The 24,741-nt window shown below is 62.0% G+C and carries 24 protein-coding genes; 13 read left to right on the top strand and 11 right to left on the bottom strand.

What is annotated here, in order from left to right; translation table 11 throughout:
- The first annotated feature begins 1 nt into the window (after nucleotide 1).
- The 4 genes from O4H53_RS13820 to O4H53_RS13805 all read left to right on the top strand — a co-directional run bounded on the left by O4H53_RS13820 (nucleotide 2) and on the right by O4H53_RS13805 (nucleotide 3,925).
- A complete protein-coding gene (locus O4H53_RS13820; RefSeq protein WP_269364556.1) occupies nucleotides 2–1,378 on the top strand; it encodes an MmgE/PrpD family protein in 1,377 nt (458 codons plus the stop codon).
- Entirely contained in the window at nucleotides 1,375–2,193 is an 819-nt protein-coding gene (locus O4H53_RS13815; protein WP_269364554.1) for a CoA transferase subunit A, read from the top strand. Before O4H53_RS13820 ends, O4H53_RS13815 begins: the two co-directional genes overlap by 4 nt.
- Entirely contained in the window at nucleotides 2,193–2,927 is a 735-nt protein-coding gene (locus O4H53_RS13810; RefSeq protein WP_269364552.1) for a CoA-transferase, read from the top strand. The genes O4H53_RS13815 and O4H53_RS13810 overlap by 1 nt, the downstream gene beginning before the upstream one ends.
- A 71-nt stretch (nucleotides 2,928–2,998) precedes the next feature.
- On the top strand, nucleotides 2,999–3,925 hold the full coding sequence (locus O4H53_RS13805) for a LysR family transcriptional regulator (protein WP_269364550.1): 927 nt from the start codon (nucleotides 2,999–3,001) through the stop codon (nucleotides 3,923–3,925).
- Nucleotides 3,926–4,033: 108 nt separating this feature from the next.
- Here the strand turns inward: O4H53_RS13805 and O4H53_RS13800 are convergent, their stop codons facing one another.
- From O4H53_RS13800 to O4H53_RS13790, 3 genes are all read right to left on the bottom strand, one after another.
- Nucleotides 4,034–5,740, bottom strand: a complete 1,707-nt coding sequence (locus O4H53_RS13800; RefSeq protein WP_269364548.1) for a thiamine pyrophosphate-requiring protein — start codon at nucleotides 5,738–5,740, stop codon at nucleotides 4,034–4,036.
- Nucleotides 5,741–5,826: 86 nt separating this feature from the next.
- A complete protein-coding gene (locus O4H53_RS13795; RefSeq protein WP_269364546.1) occupies nucleotides 5,827–6,579 on the bottom strand; it encodes an IclR family transcriptional regulator in 753 nt (250 codons plus the stop codon).
- Nucleotides 6,579–7,556 (bottom strand): LysR family transcriptional regulator, encoded by a 978-nt coding sequence (locus O4H53_RS13790; protein WP_269364544.1) that lies wholly within the window; start codon nucleotides 7,554–7,556, stop codon nucleotides 6,579–6,581. Before O4H53_RS13790 ends, O4H53_RS13795 begins: the two co-directional genes overlap by 1 nt.
- A gap of 129 nt (nucleotides 7,557–7,685) precedes the next feature.
- On the opposite strand from O4H53_RS13790, the gene O4H53_RS13785 reads away from it, so the two are divergent.
- Genes O4H53_RS13785 through O4H53_RS13765 form a run of 5 tightly spaced genes read left to right on the top strand, consistent with a single transcriptional unit; the run spans nucleotide 7,686 to nucleotide 13,016 of the window.
- Nucleotides 7,686–8,726 (top strand): TRAP transporter substrate-binding protein, encoded by a 1,041-nt coding sequence (locus tag O4H53_RS13785; RefSeq protein WP_269364542.1) that lies wholly within the window; start codon nucleotides 7,686–7,688, stop codon nucleotides 8,724–8,726.
- A 14-nt stretch (nucleotides 8,727–8,740) separates the two neighbouring features.
- The gene (locus tag O4H53_RS13780) at nucleotides 8,741–9,253 is read left to right on the top strand and encodes a TRAP transporter small permease (RefSeq protein ID WP_269364540.1); all 513 of its coding nucleotides are present in this window, start codon (nucleotides 8,741–8,743) and stop codon (nucleotides 9,251–9,253) included.
- A complete protein-coding gene (locus O4H53_RS13775) occupies nucleotides 9,246–10,604 on the top strand; it encodes a TRAP transporter large permease (protein ID WP_269364538.1) in 1,359 nt (452 codons plus the stop codon). Before O4H53_RS13780 ends, O4H53_RS13775 begins: the two co-directional genes overlap by 8 nt.
- Before the next feature lie 21 nt (nucleotides 10,605–10,625).
- Nucleotides 10,626–11,522 (top strand): ketopantoate reductase family protein, encoded by an 897-nt coding sequence (locus tag O4H53_RS13770; protein WP_269364536.1) that lies wholly within the window; start codon nucleotides 10,626–10,628, stop codon nucleotides 11,520–11,522.
- A gap of 48 nt (nucleotides 11,523–11,570) precedes the next feature.
- A complete protein-coding gene (locus O4H53_RS13765) occupies nucleotides 11,571–13,016 on the top strand; it encodes an aldehyde dehydrogenase (RefSeq protein WP_269364534.1) in 1,446 nt (481 codons plus the stop codon).
- Between the two features lie 120 nt (nucleotides 13,017–13,136).
- On the opposite strand, the gene O4H53_RS13760 is transcribed toward O4H53_RS13765, so the two are convergent.
- The 7 genes from O4H53_RS13760 to O4H53_RS13730 form a co-directional block, all read right to left on the bottom strand.
- Nucleotides 13,137–14,006: a TauD/TfdA dioxygenase family protein gene (locus tag O4H53_RS13760; RefSeq protein WP_269364532.1), complete on the bottom strand. Its 870-nt coding sequence runs from the start codon at nucleotides 14,004–14,006 to the stop codon at nucleotides 13,137–13,139.
- A gap of 98 nt (nucleotides 14,007–14,104) precedes the next feature.
- Nucleotides 14,105–15,016, bottom strand: coding sequence for a LysR family transcriptional regulator (locus O4H53_RS13755; RefSeq protein ID WP_269364530.1), 912 nt, complete (start codon nucleotides 15,014–15,016; stop codon nucleotides 14,105–14,107).
- Between the two features lie 114 nt (nucleotides 15,017–15,130).
- Entirely contained in the window at nucleotides 15,131–16,165 is a 1,035-nt protein-coding gene (locus O4H53_RS13750; RefSeq protein WP_269364529.1) for an ABC transporter substrate-binding protein, read from the bottom strand.
- A 35-nt stretch (nucleotides 16,166–16,200) separates the two neighbouring features.
- Nucleotides 16,201–17,301, bottom strand: coding sequence for an ABC transporter ATP-binding protein (locus tag O4H53_RS13745; RefSeq protein WP_269364527.1), 1,101 nt, complete (start codon nucleotides 17,299–17,301; stop codon nucleotides 16,201–16,203).
- A 1-nt stretch (nucleotide 17,302) separates the two neighbouring features.
- Nucleotides 17,303–19,084, bottom strand: a complete 1,782-nt coding sequence (locus O4H53_RS13740; protein ID WP_269364525.1) for an ABC transporter permease — start codon at nucleotides 19,082–19,084, stop codon at nucleotides 17,303–17,305.
- A gap of 36 nt (nucleotides 19,085–19,120) precedes the next feature.
- A complete protein-coding gene (locus O4H53_RS13735) occupies nucleotides 19,121–20,446 on the bottom strand; it encodes an LLM class flavin-dependent oxidoreductase (protein ID WP_269364523.1) in 1,326 nt (441 codons plus the stop codon).
- A gap of 28 nt (nucleotides 20,447–20,474) precedes the next feature.
- The gene (locus O4H53_RS13730; protein WP_269364521.1) at nucleotides 20,475–20,951 is read right to left on the bottom strand and encodes a flavin reductase family protein; all 477 of its coding nucleotides are present in this window, start codon (nucleotides 20,949–20,951) and stop codon (nucleotides 20,475–20,477) included.
- Between the two features lie 305 nt (nucleotides 20,952–21,256).
- Here O4H53_RS13730 and nthA point away from each other — a divergent pair, with 305 nt between their 5' ends.
- Genes nthA through O4H53_RS13710 form a run of 4 tightly spaced genes read left to right on the top strand, consistent with a single transcriptional unit; the run spans nucleotide 21,257 to nucleotide 23,917 of the window.
- A complete protein-coding gene (nthA, locus tag O4H53_RS13725) occupies nucleotides 21,257–21,868 on the top strand; it encodes a nitrile hydratase subunit alpha (RefSeq protein WP_269364519.1) in 612 nt (203 codons plus the stop codon).
- The gene (nthB, locus tag O4H53_RS13720) at nucleotides 21,868–22,515 is read left to right on the top strand and encodes a nitrile hydratase subunit beta (RefSeq protein WP_269364517.1); all 648 of its coding nucleotides are present in this window, start codon (nucleotides 21,868–21,870) and stop codon (nucleotides 22,513–22,515) included. The genes nthA and nthB overlap by 1 nt, the downstream gene beginning before the upstream one ends.
- Nucleotides 22,505–22,957 (top strand): nitrile hydratase accessory protein, encoded by a 453-nt coding sequence (locus O4H53_RS13715; RefSeq protein ID WP_269364515.1) that lies wholly within the window; start codon nucleotides 22,505–22,507, stop codon nucleotides 22,955–22,957. Before nthB ends, O4H53_RS13715 begins: the two co-directional genes overlap by 11 nt.
- 45 nt (nucleotides 22,958–23,002) lie before the next feature.
- Nucleotides 23,003–23,917 (top strand): LysR family transcriptional regulator, encoded by a 915-nt coding sequence (locus tag O4H53_RS13710; protein ID WP_269364513.1) that lies wholly within the window; start codon nucleotides 23,003–23,005, stop codon nucleotides 23,915–23,917.
- Nucleotides 23,918–23,937: 20 nt separating this feature from the next.
- Here the strand turns inward: O4H53_RS13710 and O4H53_RS13705 are convergent, their stop codons facing one another.
- Nucleotides 23,938–24,675 (bottom strand): helix-turn-helix transcriptional regulator, encoded by a 738-nt coding sequence (locus tag O4H53_RS13705; protein ID WP_269364511.1) that lies wholly within the window; start codon nucleotides 24,673–24,675, stop codon nucleotides 23,938–23,940.
- Between the last annotated feature and the right edge of the window lie 66 nt (nucleotides 24,676–24,741).

Raw genomic sequence — 24,741 nt, 5'->3', positions numbered from 1 at the left:
AATGGACAGCGCATCCCCGGCTTCAAAGGGCGTGACTGCGGCGCTTGCCGCCTCGGTTGTCGCCCTTCGGCTGGAAGACGTGCCGGAACCCGCCCGGCGCGCCGCCAGCCTCGCGCTGCTCGACTGGTACGCGGTGACCATGGCAGGGGCGGGCATCGAACCCGTGCCAATGCTGACCGGTGACGCCCAGGCCGAGGCAACCGCCCCCCGCGCCCGATTGGTCGGGCAATGCGGTGCCGTGTCGCCCTCGCTGGCCGCACTTGTCAACGGCACGGCGGGGCATGTGCTGGATTACGACGATGTGCACAACGCGGTGCCGGGCCATGTGACCATCAACATCGCCCCCGCCCTTCTGGCGCTCGGCGAGGACATCGGTGCCACCGGCGCCGAGGTGCTGACCGCCTTCATTGCCGGGTTCGAAATGATGTGCAAACTCGGCCTGGGTTTCGCCGGGTCGCTGTTCCAGCAGGGCTGGCAGGGCACGACGCTGGGCGCGATTGCGGCCGCCGCCGCCTGTTCCCGCCTGCTGCGGCTGGATGAAACGCAGACCCAGATGGCCATGGCGCTCGCCGTGGCGCAGGCAGGCGGCGTACATGGCAATTACGGTTCCATGACCAAGAGCCTGAACGTCGGGCTGGCCGCGCAGGCCGGGCTGCGGGCGGCGGTCTGGGCCTCGAAAGGCATCACCGGCCGGACAGAGATCATCGAGCGCGGCAAAGGCTTCATCGAGACCTTTGGCGGGCGTTTCGATGCCGCGGCGGCGCATGTCCCGGCAACGGGCGGCTGGCATCTCTATCGCAATCTGTTCAAGGTCCATGCATCCTGTTTCCTGACCCATGCTGCCCTGATGGCCTGGGACGAACTGAACACAAGGCAGGCTCTGCCCCTCTCCGCCATCGCCGAGGTCCGCGTCCGGATCGAGGCGGAACGCCACCGCATCGTGCTGACCGATCCGCCCAAGGACGGGCTGGAGGCCAAGTTCAACCTGCCCTTCTGCCTTGCGATGGCGATGCATGGGGTCGACACCTCTGATCCGTTCAACTTCGATGTGAAGACCACCGCGCGCGCGGACCTGCAGGCCACCGCTGCCCGCGTCGTCGTGGACATCGACCCGGATCTCTGGTTCGAGGCCGCCGAGGTGACCGTCACCCTGACCGACGGGCAGGTGTTCAAGGCCTATGGCGATGCGGGCAAGCCGGTGACGGATATGGATGCCCTGTCCCGCTCTGTCGAAAACAAGGCGCTGCGCCTCTTCCGGTTGCCAAAGGCCGAAGGTAACGCATTGATCCGCCGGTTCCGCGAGCTGATCGACTTGCCCGAGATCACCGATCTGCATCCGGATGAATGCCTTCTACCCAAGCGGAGCGTCAGCCAATGACCCGATCAGACACAAATGTCACCTTGCTGGCAGAACAGATCAAAGACGGCGCGCGGCTGGCGCTTCCCAGCGAAAACTCCGGCGTTCCGGTGGCCGTCGTGCGTGCCCTGATCGCGCGCGGCGCGCGCGATCTGCGCCTTGTCGGTGGACCGACCGGGGGCTTTGCCATCGACCTGCTTGTTGGTGCCGGCTGCGTTGCATCGGTCGAGGCCGCCGGGGTCAGCCTAGGCCCGCGCGGTCTGGCGCCACGGTTCTGCGCCGCCGTCGAGGCGGGCGAGATCGAGATGATCGACAGCACCTGCCCCGCCACACATGCAGGATTTGTTGCCGGGGAAAAACGTCTTCCTTTCATGGCAGTACGCGGTGTCTTCGGATCCGACATGCTGAAGAACCGCAGTGACTGGACCTTCATCGACAATCCCTTTCCCCCGCATGACCCGGTCGTGGTTGTCCCGGCCATCCTGCCGGATGTGACCGCCTTGCACGCGCCATTGGCAGATGAGGCGGGCAATGTCTGGGTCGGCAACCGGCGCGAGCTCAAGACCATGGCCCGCGCCGCAAAACAGGTTCTTGTGACGGTGGAAAAGATCCACCCCGGCAACCTGGTCAAAGACAGTGCCATGGCCCCCGGGCTGCTGACCGCGCCTTATATTGACCTGATCGCGCTGGCCCCGCGCGGCGCGGCACCAACCGCCCTGCCGCCGGACTACGGGCCCGATGATGCCATGCTCGACAGCTACGCCAACGCCGCGAAGACCCGCGAAGGTTTCGATGGCTGGCTGGCCGACTTCCTCGGACCCGATGGGGCAGCATGATGCGTGAATACACCAGAGAAGAATTTCTGATCGCCACAATGTCGGGGCTTTTCGGCGAGGGGCGCTTCATGGTCTCCGGCGTCAATTCACCGATCCCCGCCGCTGCGGGGCTTTTGCACGAACATCAGCAACCGGGATTTTTCGTGTCAATTCACGGCGACCCGGACCGCACGCCCTTTGTCGACGGCGGCGTGGAACCTTTCGACATGGCCGCGCAGGGGCGGCTCGACACTTTTGTCTTTGGCGGTGTCCAGGTCGACGGACAGGCGAACATCAATCTTGTCTCGATCGGTGACCCGAAACGCCCCAAGAAACGCTTTACCGGGTCGTTCGGCGCGGCGGGCCTTTATTACCTGATCCCGAACATCGTCCTGTTCTTCCCGTCGCATTCCAGACGCAGCCTGGTGCAAGAGGTCGATTTCCGCTCCGCCTCGCCCGAGGCACCCGAAGGTGCCTTTCGCCAGGGCGGGCCAAGATGGCTGCTGACCGACCTTTGCCTGTTCCGGTTCGATCCAGCGACAGGAGGGTTCGAATTAGCCTCCGTCCACCCCGGCCAGACGGTTGCGGCCATCAGGGACGCGACGGGGTTCGATTTTTCCGTGACCAAGGACGTGCCGACCACAGCAGAACCGGATGCGGCAACACTGGCGCGCATTCGCGGCGACGTCCGCGACGGGCTGTCGGTGGCTTACGCACAATTCGCGAAAGACTGCATCAAGGAACTAGGCTCCTGACACTCTGGAAACAGGTGCGGCAGTCATAGTATGTATCAAGGCAGGCTTTCTTCGCCGAAAGGACCATCACCTTGGGCATTGACCGGAACCAGCTTCAATACTTCATGGATGTCGCCGCCTTTCGGAGCATCAACAAGGCGTCGGAACACCGCAACATCGCCCAGCCAGCGCTGAGCCGCCGGATGAGCCAATTGGAATACGACCTTGGCTGCGATCTGTTCATCCGGTCGACCAGGGGCGTGGACCTGACACCAGCCGGCAAAACGCTGCTGAAGCGGGCCGCGTCGATCATCCGGCAGCTGGACGACCTGCGCGATCTCCCGCAGGAGGAGGAAGCCGATGGCCGCAACCTGCGCATCGGCATGCCCCCCGGCGTGAGCCTGATGCTGCTGGACGATGTCGTGCGCAGTGTCTACCGCGAGATCGACGATATCATCCTGACCATCGAGGAAGAAAATTCCTGGTTGCTGCTTGAGCAATTGAGCAAGGGCGAGTTGGACATTGCCGTGGTGTCCCGGCGCAGGCCGCAAAAGGGCCTGACCTTCGAGCCCTATTTTGTGGAGCCGCTCTATTTCGCCATTCACAGCTCGAAACTGGATGCCGTGGGCGAGCAAGCGCCGCCTTTCGCCTTGCCCGATGCCGATGAGGCGTTTTTTTCGACCGCCAAGATGGCGATGACCTCACTGGGCCGTCCCGCCCACATCGACATGAAGCTGGCCTCCATCGGCAGCATCAAAAGGTTGGTGGACAAGGGACGGGCCTGCACCCTGGGGCCCTATTCGGCCTTCACATCCGAACTGGCCGCCGGGACATGGGCATTCGAGAAGGTGGGGCAGCCACTGCTGTATCGCGATCTTGCCTGGCGCAGCGGAGAGCACGACAGCGACCTGGTGTCACGCGCCCGCGTGATTTTGCAGGCTGTCATCGAACGCTGCGCAGAGGATGGACCGCCCGGCGCGGTAACGATCCTGCCCGAAAGCAAGACGGCGCGACGCTGACCTGTTTCGTGACATGTTGGGCAAAGGCGGTTTTCTCGCGCGGGATCAAGGCCGCAGGTCGCCGTGCATCACCCGCCGACACGGCCTGTCAACGCATGGCATGGGACCTCAGGACTTCCCGACCGCAACCTCGATCAAGGCAAGCCCTTTTTTGGCGTCAATATGGGCAAGCGCGTCTGAAAGAGCCTCTCGGAAACCAGCGACATCGCGCGCATGACGCGCGAAGGCGCGGGAGGCTTCGGCCACCTTCACGAAATTCGGGCTGGGCGAGAGATCAGTCAGCGGCATGGCATTGGCGCGGGATGCGTGGCCGTCGGGGTAGATGTCCAGCACCGATTGGCGCACGGCACCCCATTCGCTGTTGTTCAGCACGATGACCAGCATCGAGATCCCCAGCGCTTCGGCGATCTGGTGGCAGGCGACCGGGTTGGCAAACATGTAGGACCCGTCACCCATGGAGGCCACCACCGTCTTGTCAGGTCGGGCAAGGGCAAAGCCCATGGCCGCCGGGAACCCCCAGCCAAGCCCGCCTGCATGGGGGCCGTCGAACCAGCTTTGGTGGCGTTCCAGCTTCATCGAAGGCAGCTGACAACCAAGTTCGGAGAAGACGGCGGCGTCACGTTCGCGCAAGTGAAGAGACAATTCATGACTGACCCAGCGCTTGGTAAGGGAAGCCGCAGTTTCACCCGCCAGGGCCGCATCGAAACGTGCCGCACGGTCGGCGGCATTCCTTTGGGCGATGTCCTTGCCGCGCTTTTCCGCGGCATCTGAGCCCTCTAGCCTGCTCAATGCGGCTTCCAGCGCCAGGATGGCCGGTGCCACCTCGCTGCTGATGCCGATGTCGCAGCGGAAATTACGCACACCGGAACGGTCCTGCAGCGGCCGAGGACCGATCTGGATCACGGTCGCATCCTCCTGCGGCTCGACCTCGGCCGGGGACCAGGGCGCCAGCGCATCCAGGCACAGGACGACATCTGCGTTCTCCAGCCAGGGGCGCGGATCGGGGCCGGTGGCCATCGGATGCGTCATCGACATCGCCAGTTCAACCGCCCAGTACTGGCAGACCGGGATGCTCCATTGCTCCGCCAGCCGCGCCAACGCATCAAACGCCTCGGCGCTGCCTGCGCCGTGTTGCGCGAAGATCACCGGATTCTTTGCCCCGGCAATCAACCGGGCGATTTCTTCCACAGTGGCGGCATCGACACCGACGGCCGGCGCGCGCATCTGTGGACGGCGCAGCGCGCCTTCGGCGGGCACGGTCTCACACAGCACTTCGCGGGGCAGACTGACATAAACCGGCCCCTTGGGTGTGGATGTCGCGATGCCATGGGCACGGTCGGTGACGTCAAAGACCTGTTCCGGGAAGCGCAGCTCGTAATCCCATTTGGTCGCCTCGCGCACCAGACTGGCCTGGTCGAGCATTTCCTGCCCCCAGCCGATCGGCACTGACCGCGCGCCCAGACGCCCCTTTTCCAGGGTTGGCGTACGACCGGAAAACACGAGCATCGGAATGTTGTCACAGGCGGCGTTGATCGCGCCCATCGCCACATTGGCAAGACCCACGTTGGTGTGGACCATGACCGCCTGCGGCTTGCCCGTGGCCAGGGTATAGCCATGCGCCATCCCGATGGCGGCGCTTTCGAATGGTACGGTAACCGTGCGCGGGAGGGACATGCCCTCTGCCTCCGCTTCGGATAACCCCTCGATCACCGGCGGAAAATCTGTCCCGGAATTGGCAAATACACAGTCGACACCAAGCGCGCTGAACCGCGACAGCAGCGCTGCTCCGGCAGTCATTCGTTTCGATTCCGTCATCTGCTCCTCGCCATTCCATCTCATATAGTGAGATTAAAATCTCATAAATATTCGGCAGTTCAGGAAGCTTTGTCAACCGCGACTTTTCAGCGGCCCGGAATCGCCTCTGCAACGTCCCGCGCCGCATCCGTCAGACTTGCCGCGATCCAGGATTCGTGATGGCCTGAAAAACGGCTCGCCATGCCGAAGGCAGACAGGGTAAGCCGCAGGGCACCATCCGCGTCAAAGACCGGCACCGCGACCGCACCGATGTCGGGCTCGCTTTCGCCTCGATTGCAGGCAAAGCCGTTTTCCAAAGCCCCTGCGATGTCACCGCGCAGGACCTGCAAATTCTGCTCCGTCAGCTTTTCGGTCGCTGCCAGTTCACTCAGTCGCGCCTCGCGCTCAACCACATCCATATGCGCCAGCCACACCTTGCCCTGCGCCGATTGGTGCAGCTCAAGCAGGCGACCCACCTGAATGTTGACAGAGATCGGACGCGGGGCAATGGCCGTGGCAATGCACACGACCCCGTCGCGCGACAATGCACCGACCATGACGGATTCGTTCAGCATGCCGCAGATCCGGGCGATCACCGGCTGCACCAGCCGGGCCAGCGGATTGGTGCGTTCAGCGACGCGACCCAATTGCGCGATGTGGTGACCCAATCCGTAAACGCCGCGCCTTATCTGTACCAGCGCACCCACCTCTTCCAGCGTATTGAGAAACCGGTGCGCCGTGCTGTGGCTCATCTCAAGCGCGCTTGCCACCTCGGCGGAGGTGACCTGTGGCTGCTGCTCGGACAACAGATCCAGAATTTCGAACGCCTTGATCAAGGATCCGTTCAGCGGTGTGGCCATTATGTCTGCTCCGGTCTGATGCGCAGGGATTCTGCGCTGCGGCGGGGTTTGGTTTTCAGGGCACCTTCGCCGATATCCGGATTTTGGAACAGGTCCGTAATTTGCTTGCGCAACCAGATGCAGCCGGGATCCTGCATCGTGTTCATGTGCCAGACCAGCTGCACCTTCTGCCTGCCCCGTGGCAGTATCATGTCCAGAAGGGTCGCCTGCCCCGCCGCGCTCATTCTACGGCCAAGATATGCGGGAACGATTGCGAAGGCACCCAGCGTGACCAGCAATTCCGGCAACGCGCCAAAATTGCGGATACGCATGCAGACATTCTCCGCCATGCCCAGTTCGCTCAGCACCTTTTCGACGTCGTCGGCATAGGTAAGGCTTGGCACGGCCATCACAAGCCGCTCGCGGCTCAGGTCCACGGCCGCAGTGCGCTGTGGTGACAGGCCGGGCGGGCCGATCACGCGGTAATCCTCATCGAACAGGTGGCACTGGCGCAATTGGGGTTCCTGCAACTCAAGCAGGCCGATGGCCAGTTCCGATTCACGGGCCGCAAGCGTTCGGTACAGGTTCTGGAACGGAGAGGAGACGTTCTCCAGACGCACCTGCGGTGCCAGTTCGAAAACCCGCTGCGCCAGGGGGCCAAGAAAGACCTGTTCACCAAGACCGGAAAGGGACAGCCGGAACGTGCGTCTGCTGTTGGCCGGATCGAATGTCGTCGCGTCATTCAGGACAGAGGCGATGCCCGAGAGGTGCTCGCGAATTTCCGGCACGATGCGTTCGGTAAAGGGGGTCGGCTCCATCCCCCGCCCACCACGAACGAACAACGGGTCCTCCAGCATCTGCCGCAACCGCGCCAGCGCGTTCGACGTCGCAGGCTGGCTGAGCCCCATGTTCGACCCTGCCGCCGAGACCGATTGTGTGTCGTGCAGCTGAAGCAGCAGCTCCAGCAGGTTCAGATTAATATGTCGTGAGTTTATCATTTTTCTGAATACCGAATATCCAAACTATCATTTGGACATTATGCGATATCCCGGTCATCGTCCAGTCGGCTTTGCCGAGGAGTTGCCCCCTGCCGGGCAAGGAGAGCCACTTAATTTGGGGAGAAAACCATGAACCGTCGTATTTTCATTGGCGCGCTGACAGCCGCCGTATCAACATTCGCCTTGTCCACCGCCGCCATGGCGCAGGACTTCACCTTCCGTCTGCACCATTTCCTTGGCCAGCAGGCCCCGGCACAAACCAAGATGCTGGAGCCATGGGCCAAGGCGGTCGAAGAGAATTCAGGCGGACGCGTCAAGATCGAGATTTTCCCGTCCATGACCCTTGGCGGCCGCCCGCCGGAGCTGATCCAGCAGGTGCGCGATGGCATCGTCGATCTGGTCTGGACCGTGAACGGCTATACGCCGGGCCTTTTCCCCCGCACCGAAGTGATGGAACTGCCGATCGTCTACAAGAACGATCCCCGGGCCGCGAACCTCGCGCTTTATGACATGTTCGAGGACGACCTTGCCGAAGACTACAAGGGCGTCGAAGTGATGTTCCTGCATGTGCACGCCGGTCAGGCCCTGCATACCGGTGATCTGGACGTGACCAGCCTGGAGGACCTCAAGGGGGCCAAGCTGCGCATCCCGACACGGACAGGCGGCTGGGTGATCGAGGCGCTTGGTGCCACACCGGTCGCGATGCCGGTGCCTGAACTGCCGCCCGCGTTGCAAAAGGGCGTGGTCGATGGCGCACTGATCCCCTGGGAGATCATTCCACCGCTCAAGATCCAGGACCAGACCAAGTACCAGATCGAGCTCAACGAACGCGAGCGGTTTGGCAATACGACCTTCCAGGTCTCGATGAACCAGGCCCGCTGGGACGATCTGCCGGAAGACATCCAGCAGGCCTTCCGCGACGCATCGGATCGCGACTGGTGGGGTCAGGTGGGCGACATCTGGCGCGCCTCCGACGACTTCGGCATCAAGGTCGCCACGGATGCGGGCAACACGCACCGTATCCTGTCCGAAGAGGCCACGCAGCCCTTCCTTGACGCCATGCAGCCTGTCGTGGCCCGCTGGGTCGAAGAGGTCTCTGGCAAGGGCATCGACGGCGCCGCGCTGGTCGAAAAGGCGCGCGCGCTGGTCGCCAAGAACACGGCGAACTGACCTTGGCCGAGGTGATGCAAAATCCGGACCGCCCCGAAGGCAACGGGGCGGTTGCAACTGCGGTGACCGCCTGGGCGCTGCTGGGCGGCGCGCTGTTGCTGGCGGTGGTCTTGATGAACGTCGCTTCGGTGCTGGGCACGCTGGTCGGCTGGCCGGTGCCGGGCGATTTCGAGATGACCGAAATGGGCGTTGCCATCGCAGCCTTCTCCTTTTTGCCCTATTGCCAGCTGACACGCTCGAACGTGACCGCCGACATCTTTACCCAACGGGCCGGGCCGCGCTTGCTGGCCATTCTGAGCCTGCTCGGGTCGCTGATCGCGCTGCTGTTTGCGCTGCTGATGCTGTGGCGGATGTACGATGGCATGCTCGACCAGAAGACCTATGACTACGAGACATCGATCCTGCAAATCCCGGTCTGGCTGGCCTATGTCCCCATCCTCGCGTCCCTCGCCCTGCTCGCGGTCGCCGCGCTGACCACGCTGGTGCAGGACGTCCGGCATCTGTCGAACGGAGGCCTGCATGACTGATCCCCTGACACTGGGCATCGCGGCGCTTGTCGTCCTTGTTGCGCTGATCGCCATCCGCATTCCCATCGCTTACGCGATGATCCTCGTGGGTGGCGTGGGCATCGCGCTGGTGAACGGCATCGCGCCGGTGTTCAACCAGCTCAAGACGCTGGCCTACGGTCAGTTCTCTGTCTACGACCTGTCGGTTGTGCCCATGTTCGTCCTGATGGGTGCGCTCGCGTCCAAGGCGGGGCTCAGCCAGGCGCTGTTCCGGGGGGCCAACGCATGGCTTGGCTGGATGCGCGGCGGCACTGCGATGGCGGCCATCGCTGGATGCGCGGGCTTTGGCGCGGTCTGCGGATCCTCGCTGGCGACCGCCTCGACCATGGGCCGCGTTGCGCTGCCCGAACTTGAGAAATACCGCTATTCCGGCGCGCTTGCCACCGGGACATTGGCGGCAGGCGGGGTGCTGGGCATCCTGATCCCGCCCTCAGTGGTGCTGATCATCTACGCGATCATTGTCGAGGCGAACATCGTCACCATGTTCGCCGCCGCCCTGCTGCCCGGCCTGCTGGCGGTGGTTCTGTTCATCCTGACCATCGCGATCTACGTCTGGATCAAGCCCGAGGCCGGCCCCGCCCACGGCGGCGTCGGCGGGGCAGAGTTCCGCGCCGCGACCGTGGGCATGATCCCGGTGCTGGGCATCTTCGGCGTCGTGCTGGGGGGTATCTATGCCGGGCTGTACAACCCGACACCCGCCGCCGCCATAGGGGTGGCGCTGGTCTGGCTCTATGGCGCGATCACCCGCGAAATCCGCCTGCCCGACATGATCGGCGCGCTTCGGGAAACCGCCTCGACCACCGGCATGATCTACCTGATCCTGCTGGGCGCGGAGCTGATGAAGATCTTCATGTCCCGCATCGGACTACCCCAAGCGACTGCCGAATGGATCATCCAGTCCGGCATGGAACCGATGATGGTCATGGTCCTGTTGCTGGTCGCGCTGATCCTGCTGGGCTGCCTCATGGACAGCCTGTCGATGATCCTGCTCGTCATCCCCTTCTTCTGGCCGGTTCTGGTCGAGTTGAACGGCGGCATCTACATGGGGGCCGACGGATCTGGCTTTGGCATGAGCACCGAGGACCTGAAAATCTGGTTCGGCATCCTCGCCCTGATCGTCGTGGAACTCGGCCTGATCACGCCTCCCGTGGGCATGAACGTCTTTGTCATCTCGGCCCTGGCCAAGAACACACCCATGTCCGAGACCTTCAAAGGCGTGCTGCCCTTCTTTGGCGCCGAGATCCTGCGCGTGGTCGTGCTGCTGGCCTTCCCGGGGCTGGTGCTTTGGCTGCCGCAGATACTCGGCAGCTAGTTTAGTTGAATGGAGAACAGGATGAAAATCGCAATACTCGGCGCGGGTGCCCTTGGATCGGTGATCGGGGCAGAGCTTCATACAGCGGGACACGAAGTCGTTCTGCTGGATCTGAACGAGGCGCATCTGGAGGCGATCACAGCAAACGGGCTGCGCGTCGATTGGGACGACCGGACCGAGCACCTGCCGATCCCCGCGATGCGGCCCGATCAGGCCCCGCAGGTCGATCTGGTGATCCTGTTGACCAAGACGATGCATACGGATGGGGCATTGCAGGGCATCGCGTCCTTGATTGACGGCGGGGCCTGCGTGCTGACGCTGCAAAACGGGCTTGGCAACGTGGAACGTGTGCAGGTGCGGGTGCCGGACGATCAGATCCTGTTCGGCTGCACCATGACGCCGGGCGACCTGCGCGGCCCGGGTCACGTGGCCAGCCACGGCATGGCCTACACGCCGTTTGACGCACTGACCCCGGACGGACCTGCGGCACAGCTCGCGGAAAAGCTGAACGGAGACCAGCTCAGCTGGACCAGCGCTGCCGCCGCACAGGTCTGGCAAAAGGCCGCCTTCAACTGTGCAATGAACGCCACCGCCGTTCTGGGCGCGGGCACGGTCGGCGCGATTGCCGAACATGTCGGCGCAGGGCTGTCGCGGGACATTGCCGCCGAAGTGCTGGCCGTGGGCAAGGCCGAGCGCGTCACCGGCGATATCGACGCAGTGGCCAAGCAGATCGACTTTGCCCTGCGCGAACACAAGGGTCACAAACCGTCGATGCTGCAGGACGTCGAGGCAGGCCGCCGGACGGAGATTGAATCGCTCAACGGCTATGTCGAACAGGCCGCCGCACGGCACGGGATCGATGCGCCGATGAACCGGTTGCTCGCCGCACTCGTGCGTATGCGCGAGAGCCAGAACTGACACTCGGGCAATGTGCCCAACATTGAACCATCCCAGGAGGAGAAAACGATGACAGTAGCATTTGTAGTCAACAACAAGGACGCGGATGCGTCCGACAAAGGTACTTTCGACAGGATTGACCCGGTCACCGGCGATGTCGCATCCACCGCTGCCGCCGCAAAGGCCGCCGACGCCGCCGCTGTCGCCAGTGCGGCAGGTGCTGCCTTTCCTGCCTGGTCAGCCACCGGCCCCGGCGAGCGCCGCGCGCTGCTGAACAAGGCGGCGGATATCATGGACTCCAAGTCCGACGACTTCATCGCAACCATGATCGCCGAAACCGGCGCGACCGGCCCCTGGGCGGGCTTCAACGTGATGCTGGCGGCGGGCGTCATCCGCGAAGCCGCCGCAATGACCACCCAGATCGGCGGCGAGGTTATCCCCTCGAACAAGCCCGGCACGCTGGCCATGGGTGTCGCGACACCCAAGGGCGTCTGCCTTGGGATCGCACCGTGGAATGCGCCGGTGATACTTGGCACCCGCGCCGTGGCGATGCCGCTGGCCTGCGGCAACACGGTGATCCTGAAAGGCTCCGAAGCCTGCCCCAAGACGCACCGCATGATCGTCGATTGCTTTGTCGAGGCTGGTTTCCCTGAAGGTGTCGTCAACTATATCTCCAACGCGCCCGCCGATGCCGCCGAAGTGGTCAAGGCGCTGATCGAAGCGCCGCAGGTCAAGCATGTGAACTTTACCGGCTCCTCTGCCGTGGGCCGCATCATCGGGCGTCTGGCCGGTGAAAACCTCAAGCCCTCGCTGCTGGAACTGGGCGGCAAGGCACCGCTGGTGGTGCTGTCCGACGCCGACATCGACGGCGCGGTGAATGCCGCAATCTTTGGCGCCTTCATGAACCAGGGCCAAATTTGCATGTCGACCGAACGCATCATCGTTGATGAAGAGATCGCCGACACCTTCGCGCAAAAGCTGGCCGACCGTGCGTCCAAGCTGCCCTATGGCGATCCGCGCGGGCAGGTCGTGCTGGGCTCGCTCGTGAACCCCGAGGCGGGCGAAAAGATGGATGCGTTGATCGCCGATGCCACGTCAAAGGGCGCAAAGCTGGTGGCAGGCGGTCAGCGCGACGGCGCGATCCACTCCGCTACCCTGCTGGACGGAGTGACGTCCGACATGCGCATCTATGGCGAGGAAAGCTTTGGCCCGGTGAAATCGATCATCCGCGTCAAGGGCGACGCCGAAGCGATCCGCGTGGCCAATGACACCGAATACGGCCTGTCCGCAGCGGTCTTCAGCCAGGATATCCAGCGCGCGCTGTCTGCGGCCAAGCAGATCAAAAGCGGCATCTGCCACATCAACGGACCCACAGTCGGGGACGAGCCGCAGATGCCCTTCGGCGGCGTCAACGACTCCGGCTATGGCCGTTTCGGCGGCAAGGCAGCGATTGCGGAATTCACCGACCTGCGCTGGATCACCATCGAAGATCCGAACCAGCACTATCCGTTCTGAACGCTGTAAACACTTTGGCCAGCGCCGCCCCGGCAGCGCTGGCCACTTTACTTCATATTGACCTTATTGCTGAGCCCACCTGTCCGCCGACTTGTCGGCGACCACGCCAGGATGGCGCAATTAGCGGATCGTGGTGCGGTACATGCGCCGCCGCATGCTGGACTGGAAATCTGCTATCGCGCAATGCAGGCAGGAATAATTGTCCCACATGACCAGGTCCCCCACCTTCCAATTGTGCCGATACACCGCCTCCTCGCGCGTCACATGCGCGAGCAGTTCATCGACAAGCGCCATCGCTTCGGCGTGTTCCATCCCGTCGACACCCACGATGGCCCCCTCGCTCACGTAAAGACAATCGCGGCCCGTGACCGGGTGGGTCTTCACCAGAGGATGCTTGATGTCGGGAATTGAGGTGGCGCTACGTGTTTTCCGGGCCGCAGACTTGTCGTCCGCCTGCTCCGCGGCTTTGGCAGCGCGCCATTCGGCATGAAAGTCGTGGCTGAAGGTCGCCGTCCGCCCGTTGACCAGCTTTTTCAGATCCGCAGGCAGGGTGTCATAGGCATGTGCGGTACTGGCGAACATCGTGTCCCCCAGGGCGCGACCGTCCTTGACCGGAACTTCGCGCGCATGCAGCAAGGAGCCGCGCGGCGGATTATCCGTGTACCACATATCAGTGTGCCAGCACCGGCCCGCATCGCCGACACCGATCGGCTTGCCATCCTCGATCACGTTCGAGACCACCAGAATATCAGGCTCCTCCGGCAGGTTGAACTGCACCATCGGAAAGCGCACCAGCTCGCTGAACCGCTTGCTGAAACGGATCAGATCCTGCGGCGAGATGTCCTGTCCGGGAATGACGATCACGCCGTATTCTTCATACAGCCGTTGCACCTCGGCGAAATCAGCCTCCGGCACCTCTTGTCCCAGGTCCAGACCAAGAACTTTCGGACCGAGCGGCTTGCCGTTGGGCTCCAGGGTAATGTTTGTCATGGGTTTCCTCCTTCATCGGGCTGAGCCTATCGCGGGAGGGAAGCGGGCCGATAATACCATCGCGGCATAGTGGCGCGAAAGCTGTCAGGGCCCCGGGCCTAGTCTGAAGGCAAGGTCAGAAACCCATGGGTGTCCTGCTGCGCCGCATCCGCGACGGCATCCTGAATGACACGGATACTGCGCGCGATGACGGGTGAATCGCTCTCGTTGCGGCGCCAGACAACATATCGCCTGAGTGGCATTTCAGGTACGGCGGTAAAATTCCATTCTGCCCTGTCAAGCTCGCCGATAAGGGCCGAATAGGGCCCGATGGTACATGCCAGCCTCCGGGCGACCAAAAGCTTGATGCTGGAGATCGTGGCCATGAACATATCGACTTCCGTCGGACGTCCGAGCCTTGTCAAAGCATCATAAGCCGTCTCAAGGAAATCCTGATCCAGATCCGGCAGCGCGAAGGGCAAGGCAACCTTGGCAGGTGCCTCTGGCGCGCCGGGGCCGGCAACAAAAAACAGCGTTTCGGCATAGCAAAACGCAGAGTCCAGTGGTGCTGCGAAATCGCGTTCCGTGACGATGGCGATGTCGATCTCCCGCTCAAGAAGCCGGTCCAGCAGGTCCTGCGTCCCGCCCTCCCTGACCTGCAGGAGCACGCCTTGCGACCCGCCATAGATCCCGCGGGTGATCCGGTCGAGCAGCATCAGGCTGACACCGGGTGGCATGCCCAGCGACAGGGTGCCGGATGTGGGCTCTCCGCTGCTTCGCAGGACCGCGCCGATGCGGTCGAAATCCCCGATCAGCTTGGCCGCATGTTCCAGCAGACGCCCGCCCGCTTCGGTCAGGGATATGCCCGCGTTGGATCTGTTGAACAGTTTGACCCCAAGGTCGTGTTCCAGCTGCCGCATGCGGCGGCTCAGCGCCGGCTGCGCGATATTGCGATGCTCTGCCGCCTTGTTGATGCTGCGAAAGGTTGCGACATCGACGAAGTAACGCAGCTGCCTGTCGTCTATGGGCATATGTGAACCTTCTTGTTGCTGTGACGCGACGGATCGCAGCCTCGCAGAATGATGATGGGGCCACCCAGTCATGCCGACCGGATGACCCCAATTTTCAAGACGGATGATCCGGCCTTACTGACTGAACACTTCCTGAAACATCGTCAGGTAGCCGCCATAGTTTTCCTGAAGCGTCTTCCAGTCGATGGCATGCAGTGTCAATCCTTCCGGCGTACCGTCGACGCCCGGGGCACCAGGCATTGTTCCCTGCAGGCCGGACTGCGCGATTGCTGCCTGTGCTTCGAGGGTGAACATCCAGGCCACGAACAGCTTGGCTGCATTGATGTTCTTGGCCCCTTCGAAGATGCCCACATTCCGGGGGATGGAAATGCCACCCTCCGCCGGGAACACCATTTCAATCGGCGCACCCTTGGCCTTGGCTTCCACATAGTAGTGGAAGGGAATGTCCAGTCCGATGTCAGACTGGCCGTTGACCACGGCAAGGGTTGCGGCCGACGCACGTTCGGTGACGAAAGGCTCCTGGGCCGCCAGCCCTTCGAACCACGCGCGGTCCACAACCCCGTCACGAATGGCCGCTGCAAAGGCCTGTCCGGTGCCGCTGATGATGCGGAAAGAGGTCATCGAGATGCGGCCTTTCCACTTCGGGTCCAGAATATCCGCGTAGCTTTTGGGCGCATCCTCTGCAGTGACATTCGACGTGTTGTAGAACATGCCGCCGATGGTCATGCCCCAGTCCAGCCATTGATCCTCATTCCCGACATAGATTTCTGGCAGCGCGGCGGCGGTCTCGGGACGGAACGAGATCAGCCGACCGGCCTTGCCGACTTCGGGTGTATCGGCTGGCGTCGAGGCGACGACGTCACCCAAGGGGCCGCCGGCCGCATATTCACTATCGACCCGCGCCAGCAGCTTTGAACCAAAGAGGTCCACACCCTTGATGCGGATCTCAGGGAACCGTGCTTCGAATGCCTCGATGACCGGCTCAAGGCCGCGTGTCGTCGGGTTGTAGATGATGACTTCGGATTCACCCGCATCGACGGCCTGCTGGTAGAATCCGTCAAGATAGACATCGGTGTCCTGCGCGGCGGCGGGCAATGCCGACAATCCAAAGGCAAAGGTAAGCGCGATTGCGCGGCTCAAGGTTTTCATTGTTTGTTTCCTCTCCTGTTTGTTTTTGATGTGGTTCAATTGTCCCGAAGCAACGGGCAGTTTTCCGGGATCCTGATCCAGACGTCCTGGTTGGTCCGAAAGCGAGTATCGGCCTTGTCGCGTATCCAAAGCGTCTTTCCGGATACCTCGGCCTGGTATTCCATGACCGAACCGAGCTTGGCGCGGTCCGTGATCCGGCCCGACACCGCATTGGTGGGGGCGGCACCACCCGCCTTATCGAAAATCTCAAGCTGGTCACCCCGTGCGGCGATCAGCACCGGTTCCAATTGTGTCACGGCCAGATTGGTGGCGACCGCCACAGTCTCGCCATTGGGCAGGGTGACGCTCACACTGCCCGCGCTCTGCCCGGTAACGGTGCCTTTCAGAAAACACTCGTAGCCGACAAATTCAGCCACATAACGATTGTCGGGCCGGTCGAGCACATCTTCGGGGCTGCCCGATTGCATGATCATGCCGTTCTGCATGACGGCGATCACATCGGCCAGGGCCGCGGCCTCTTCCTGGTCATGGGTGACCAGGATTGACGTCATGCCCAGGCGGTCGTGAAGGGCGCGCAATTCGCGGCGCAACTGATGCCGCAGCACCGCATCAAGGTTCGACAGCGGCTCATCGAGCAGCAGCAGTTGCGGATCCCCGGCAAGCGCGCGGGCCAGTGCGACCCGCTGCTGTTGACCACCGGAAAGCTGATTTGGCCGACGCTCCAGGTAGGGCTCCAGACCGACCAGCCGCGCCAGCCGCTCGACGTCGCCGCCCCGGTCCCCGGCACGGATGCCGCGCTGGCGCAACGGATAGGCGATGTTTTCCCGCACCGACATATGCGGCCAGAGCGCGTAGTGCTGGAACACCATGCCAAGCCCCCGGCGGTTGGCCGGCACCATCTTGCGCGCGCCTGCATCGAAAACCGTGACATCCCCGATCGTGATCGTGCCGCGGTCCGGTTCCTCCAGCCCTGCGATGCTGCGCAGCAAGGTGGTCTTGCCGCAGCCGCTGGGACCCAGCAGGCACAGGAAGGTGCCCGGTTCGATCCGAAAGCTGATGTCGTGCAGAACGGTCTGTGTCCCATAGGACTTTTCGATACCGGAGAACGACAGCCCGGTTGCGGTTCTTGTGTCCATGTCAAACATCCGTCTTTTCCATTGCAAGGGGTCGGGCCGCTTTGCCGGACCAGTGAAATCCTGACGCCGCGGTGCGCAGCAACATCATCAGCCCGATCAAGGCCGCCATGAAGGCAATGAGCAGGCCGATGAACAGCACGTAGAGCGCTGCCGCTTCAGCCACGTCGCCGTTGTTGAACATGCTGTAGGACAGCGTTGCTACCATCTGGGTGTTGGTGGTCTGAAGCATCATCACCACGTCCAGCGCACCCGAAATCGCAAGGCTGATCAGCAACCACGCCCCCAGCAGGCTGGGCGTACACAGGCGCGCGGTGATCTCGGCAGCCGCGCGCCAGGGCCCCGCACCCGAGACCCGCGCCGCCTCGTCCAGGCTGGTGCTGACCTGCACGATGATCCCCTCGCAGGCGCGGGCCGCAATCGGCACATGCGCGATGACAAGCGCGATCAGCATCAGGAATGGCGTGCCGTAGAGGCTGCGGACCAGTGGCGTGGAAAGATAGGCCCAGACGAAGGCAATACTCAGGACGATACCGGGGGCGGTGGCGGGCAGCCACGACAGTATCTTCAACAATGCGACGGTCGGTCGGGACTTGGACCGCTGCATCACGTAGATCATCACGAAGGAAAGCGTCACAACAAGGAACCCGCCGCCGACCGAAATCAAAAGCGAGCTGACCAGCGCATCAAGCGTGTCACGGTCCTCGATCACCGCAACGTAGTTTGCGGTCGTCAGCTTGGTGTAGAGACCGAAGTACGGTTGCAACGAACCGATCAGGATCTGCAGGAAGGGCAACACGAAGGCCACTGCGAAGAACCCAACGATGATCACATCGAAGAGCACCGCAAGTTTGCCGATCTCGGCTGTGTCGGCCCCCCGCGCCTTGCCGCCCACGGTTGCGAAATCGCGCCCGCCCAGCAGCCGGGACTGCAACAGGATCAACAGGGCGATCACAACAACCACGACGAGCGAAAGGGCATTGGCCGCCCCCCACTTCGGCGTGACATCGGTGTTGATGAAGTCGTTGATCAGGGTCGAGAGGGTTGTAATGCCTGCCGGACTGCCCAGAACCGCAGGAAAATCGAATACCTGTATGCCTTCGACGAAAAGCAACATGCCGATGGCCAGCAACGAAGGGGCAAGCAGCGGCAGCGAAATGCTGAAAAACGCGCGCAGGCGGGTTTGGCCACACATGACCGCCGCGTCTTCAAGACTGCGGTCAAGCAACCGCACCGGCCCGGACAGCAGAAGGTAAGCCACCGCAGTAACCTTCATGCTGCTCACCAGCACCAGCCCCGGCCAGCTGTAGACGGTCAGCCAGGCGGGATTGGCAATATCGAAGTATCTGAGGATATTGGCGGCAAAGCCGCTGCCGGGATTGCCCATCATGCCCCAGGCGAAGGCATAAAAGAGCCGCGGCGTGCAGGCAATCAGCACCATTGCGGGCAGCACCAGCCAGCCGAACCGCAGTTTGAACCGCGAGGTGATGATGGCAAAGAAGAGCCCTCCGGCGATGGAGATCACCATGACGAGGCCGGAGAACAGGAAGGAAGACAATGTGCTGCGCAACGCGCGCGGATCGTTCAGAACGGTACGAAACCCATCCAGCGTCCACTCCCCGCCACCATAGGGAGAGGTCAGGAAAGCGCCGATCACCAGCATGACGAAGGGCCAGACAAAAAGGTAGGCAAGCACAAGCACAGCGAGGCCGGTGATGACTTTGCGCGGTGTCAAAAGATGCGCCATACGCCAGGACTGCCCGCCTTGATGGATATTCTCACTCATCGTCGACCCTCCCGTCGGTGTGGTATGGGTCACGCGTCATTCCGGACACTTGAGGCCAAGGTTTTCGCGCAGGGTCGCGCCCTCGTACTCTTCCCGGAAAAGCCCGCGCCGCTGGAGCTCCGGCACCACGAGGCGCGCAAAGTTGGCGATCCCGCCCGTCATTGCCGACGGCATGACGTTGAAGCCATCGGCAGCCTTGTCGGCAAACCATTCCTCCATCAGGTCGGCAACCTGCGTGGGGCTGCCCACCACGTTCAGGTGGCCCTTGGACACCGACGCGCGGATGTATGTCTCCCGAAGGGTCAGATTCTCCTCGCGGGCCATGTCGATGAACAGTTTCTGGCGGCTCTGGATGATCTTGGCGCTGGCTTCCGGGATTTCCGGCAGGGGGCCATCCACCGGATAGCCGGTCACATCGTAGCCCAGGAAGCTGGACAGATGCGTCAGCCCCACCACCGGGTCGATCAGCGCCTCCAGCTCCGCCACCTTGGCCTTGGCTTCTTCCTCGGTTTCAGCCACGGTGACCCCCATGCCGGGCATGATCTTCAGATCGTCCGGGCTGCGCCCGTGGGTTTCGGCCAGCGTCTTGATCTCGCTATAGAAATCCTGCGCCTTTTTCTTGTCGGGCTGGGCGGTAAAGACGATCTCGGCGGTGCGGGCGGCCAGTGCCTTGCCTGGCCCCGACGATCCCGCCTGCACGATTACCGGATGCCCTTGCGGCGAACGCGGCACGTTGAGCGGTCCCTTGACCGTGAAATGTTTGCCGTGATGGTCAAGCCTGTGCAGCTTGGAAGGGTCAAAGAACTCTCCCGTGGCCTTGTTGCGCAGGAACGCACCCTCGTCCCAGGACCGCCACAGGCCCTTGACCACCTCGACGAATTCCTCGGCGCGGTCATAGCGTTCTTCCGCGCTCGGCGTTTCGGTGTAGCCGAAGTTCTCGCTTGAATCGGTATTGGCCGTGGTCACGACGTTCCAGCCCGACCGCCCGCCGTTGAGCACGTCGAGCGATCCGAAAAGCCGGGCAACGCGGTAGGGATCGTAATAGGTCGTCGAGGCCGTCGCGACCAGCCCCACATGGCTGGTATGCTGGCTGAGCGCCGACAGCAACGTCAGCGGCTCGAACTGTGCGACAACCCTGTTGGCAGTGTGCGACAGCGCTTCAAGTGGCCAGCCGCCGTGAATGCCATCCCCGTCCGCAAGGAAAAGAAGATCGAATTTCGCTGCCTCCAGTTCCCGCGCAAGCTCGGCGTAATGGGCCGCATTCATGTGCATATCCGCCACCGTTTCTGGCAGGCGCCATGCGGCGACATGCTGACCCGTTGGCAAAAGGAAAAGACCGAGTTTGATCTGGCGTTTGGACATGGGTGTTTCCGCTCGTTATTTGAGTGCTTCAGATGGCTTGGGTAAGTTCGCGGTACCCGCCCCGGAAATAGACCAACGGGTCACCGCCTTCGGACTCGGCGGACAGCACATTGCCAATGATGATCGCGTGGTCGCCGCCCGCGTGGATGGTATCGACCTCGCATTCGATGATCGCCAGCGCATCTTCGACGCAAGGCACGCCGCGTGCGGTCTGGCCGGTCAATTGTTCCAGCTTCTCGGGGTTTTTCGTCGCAAAGACCTGAGAGACAGCCTGCTGCGTGTGCTTGAGGTAATTGATGCAGAACATCCCGCTTTCGCGAATGGCGGCAAGCGTTGCGGACTTCTGGTCAAGGCAGATCAGATATTGCGGCGGATCCAGCGACAGCGAGGTCACGCTTGTGATGGTCAGGCCAGAGGCCCCTTCCGCTCCGCCCGCAGCAGACACGATCGCGACCCCGGAGGCCCAATGGCTTGCAATCTTCTTGAACTGTTGTTGGTCCAGCACGTCGTTCCCCTCTTCAGAGCGTCAAAGTTGCGTATTGTCCTGTTCGGGATAGCACCGGCTGTGATGCTTGGGCGGAATACCAGAGATGACTTTTTGGACTGGGCTTCGTGGCCAGAACCGGCGTCATTTTCCATGATGCAGCACCGGTCGCGCTATGCGGATTCGGCATGAGTGCCGATTCCGGCTTTGCGCTATGCTCGATAAACGGTTGCGCAAATTTTTTTGGCTCCGGCTCGCTGAATTCGGCAGACCCTGCAGGGACGCGCGAAAGACCGGACTGTCCCAAAGCCAAATCCGGAGAAGACATGTCAGACCAGAACCACACCGATCCCCCATCCGATTTCGCGCTGCGTGTCCGCGCATTGGAGACCCTGCTTTCTGAAAGGGGGCTTGTTGATCCCGCCGCGCTGGACGAGCTGATCGACATTGCCGAGGCCCGGATCGGCCCGCGGACCGGCGCAAAGATCGTTGCCCGTGCCTGGGCGGACCCCGATTACAAACGCCGCCTGCTGGAGAACGCCCAGGAGGTGACCGAAGAGCTGGTCGACATCACCGGTGCCAATGTCATCGTGCTGGAGAACACGCCGGATGTGCACAACGTCATCGTCTGCACGCTCTGCTCGTGCTACCCCTTCCGGCTGCTCGGCATGTCGCCGGGCTGGTACAAATCCTACGCCTATCGGTCACGCGTGGTCCGCGAGCCGCGCAAGGTGTTGGCCGAGTTCGGTTTGACCGTGCCCACAAGCACCGAGGTCCGGGTCTGGGATTCCAATGCCGAACTGCGCTATCTCGTGCTTCCCATGCGGCCCGAAGGCACCGAAGGGATGGCGGAAACTGACCTTGAAAAGCTGGTGACGCGCAATTCCATGATCGGGACCGGGCGCCCGCTGACCCCCGGCGAAGTGGGGGCAACCTGATGGACGGCATACATGATATGGGCGGCTTTCACGGCTTCGGGCGCGTCGACACGACCAATGAAACCACCTTCGCCAATGATGCGCAGAGACGAATTTTCGCCATCAACATGCTGTCGGTCATGCAGGGCGTCTACAACATCGACAAGACCCGTTACTACATGGAAAACGTGGACCCATCCGATTACCTGAATACTCCCTATTGGGAGCGCTGGCTGGGCATGGTCGAACGGCTGTACCGCGAAGCAGGCATCACCGCTGAATCGGATCAGTCAGAGATACCCGGGGCGCGCCGGATTCCAGGCGACAAGTTATGGGATGGTTTCCGCAGCTTGCGGATCCCGGAACCGCCCCCGCTTCCTGCCCCGATCTACAACGTTGGCGAAAGTGTCCGAATGCGCCGCGACAGTGTCCCGACACATACCCGCCTGCCACACTTCCTGCGCGGTCGCGTAGGCAGGATAGAAGACTACAAAGGCATCTTTCGCTTTGCCGACGCCTATGCCTCGGACCGTCCGGAAAACCAGCATGTCTATTCCGTCCGTTTCACCGGTGACGAGATCTGGGGCAGCGGCTGCGAGGAAAACACATCCGTTCAGATCGAAATCTACGAACCCTACATATCGGAGCGCGTGGCCCATGAAAGCTGAAGCCGGTGATGAAGCCGTGTATTCCACAGCACTCGATACCCAGACATTCAACGATCCTGCACAGGCGTCTCTCTTCGCCCTGACCGTCGACGCCAGCCGTCACAACCTCTTTAGCTGGAGCGAATGGGGTGAACGCTTCTCCACCAATCTGGCGGCGGGACCGCAGAACCAGACGCTGGACGATTATTTCAATATCTGGATGGATACCTTGCAGTCACTGATTTCCGAAAAGTCGGACATCGGGAATGCGCAGGTCGCGGAAATGGCAGAGCACTGGCGCCGGTCGTACCTCGCCACACCTCATGGCGATCCCATCGAACTTTGCCTGACTCTGCCCCGACAGGATCATGTACATCACGATCATCACCACCATCACCATCACCATGCGCAGGGAACCCCGGCGGCTGAACCTGTTTTCGTTGATCGCGCGTGCCAGGTCTGATGCAACCCCCAGACACTTCCATGCCGGTTCCGCGGAACTGACACGATGGACATCAAGCAGCTGAAGTACTTTCTGCTGGTCGCCGACATGGGGGGCTTCACCAATGCTGCGCGGGCTATGGGCCTCGGGCAATCCGCCATCAGCAAACAGATCAAGCTCCTTGAAACGGAAGTGGGCGCGCAGCTTTTTCTCAGGCACGGGCGCGGCATCGTGCTGACGCCGGCCGGGCGGCAACTTCTGGACCATGCACGCGACATCACCGAACGGATCGAGGTCGCCCGCGCCGACATGTCCGAACTCAGCAAGTCGGTCGCGGGCGAGATCACCTGTGGCCTTCCCGCCAGCCTGGGGTCGACGCTGACCACCCCGCTGCTCAAGCGCTTCCTGGATTCCTATCCGCTGGTCCGGCTCAGCCTCGTCGAAGGCCTCAGCGGTCATCTTTACGAATGGTTGCTTCGGGGTGACCTCGATCTTGCCGCGCTCTACATGCCCAGCGTTAACAACAGCCTGTTCTCCGAATTCATCCTGTCCGACCAGATTTATCTCGTGTGGGCAAACGATGGCATCCCGGCTCCGGAAACGATCCCCTTCGATGAGGCCGTGGGCAAACCTTTGATCCTGTCCTCTGCCGCCCATGCATTGCGCAAGCGGGTCGAACACATTGCCAGCCAGCGCAACCTGAAGGTCAATATCCGGTGCCAGGTGGACTCGATTGCGGCAATCCGCAACCTCGTTCTGCAAGGTTACGGCTATGCCCTGATGCCGGTCAGCCTGATTCAATCCGAACTCGAACAAGGCATGGTCAGCTGTTCACGTCTGGTCGACCCCACGCTCAACCGCGACCTGCTGCTGGCGATGTCGCCATACACCCGCAACACACCACTTACCCGCACCCTGCGCCGCGAGATCAGGCAATTGGTCTCCGACACAACATCAGGTGTTCTGTCGACCGGGCATTGATTTCCTGCGGAACGTGCCCGTCAGTGCCTGTGGCGGTGCGAGATGAACGCAGCCAGCTCACTGCGGTTGGCGCAACCCAGCTTTTCAAAACAGCGCGCCATATGCGTCCGCACCGTTGAAAAGCTGATGCCGAGAATGCGTTGGATATCCGCGTCCGTACATCCGCGTGCAACCAGTTTCGCAAGCTCGCGTTCGCGCGCGGTCAGGATATCGAGGGCACCCTCGTTCGACTGTTCCAGTTCCATGGTCTTGACGAGATAGCGGCTCATCGAGTCGATCATCAGCAAGTCGCGACGGCTGAAGGCTGGGCTCTTCGGGCCGCGAAACAAGCGAAAATCGCAAAGCACATCGCTTCCCGTCCGCAGAAACACGTTGACCCCGTGGTACATCTCATCGGGGCGCAGAAATTCGTTGTAAAAGGCCAACCGTTCGAAATCCTGCAAAGGCACCACGTCCTGAATACGCGTTGCAGTCCTCTGGTTCCGCATCATCGGCGTGATCGGGTCGTCGTGCTGTAACACGTCGATGTAATGCTGGCTGTGCTGCGGGTTGAGGTTAATCAGCAGGGGTTTGTGATACTTCCCGGTTTTTGCATCCCAACGGTAGGATGCCAAGCGTTCCGCATGAGTCAGATCGAACAAAGCACGGGCAACGATCTCGCGCGGAGACCGGTCCGTATTGCTCTGGCCGAGATCAAAAATCGCTCCGGCGAAAGTGTCCAGTTCGGCGGAGGTCAGAACACATGAAGAGTCGTTCATCTGCAGTCCTCTGGATTGCCATCGGCAGAGTCTAGCGCGCTCTCCGGCTGCAATGCAAGAGAATCA

The sequence above is a fragment of the Sulfitobacter sp. G21635-S1 genome, assembly GCF_027213915.1.
GTDB lineage: Bacteria > Pseudomonadota > Alphaproteobacteria > Rhodobacterales > Rhodobacteraceae > Sulfitobacter.
This window is presented reverse-complemented; position numbering and strand designations above follow the sequence as displayed.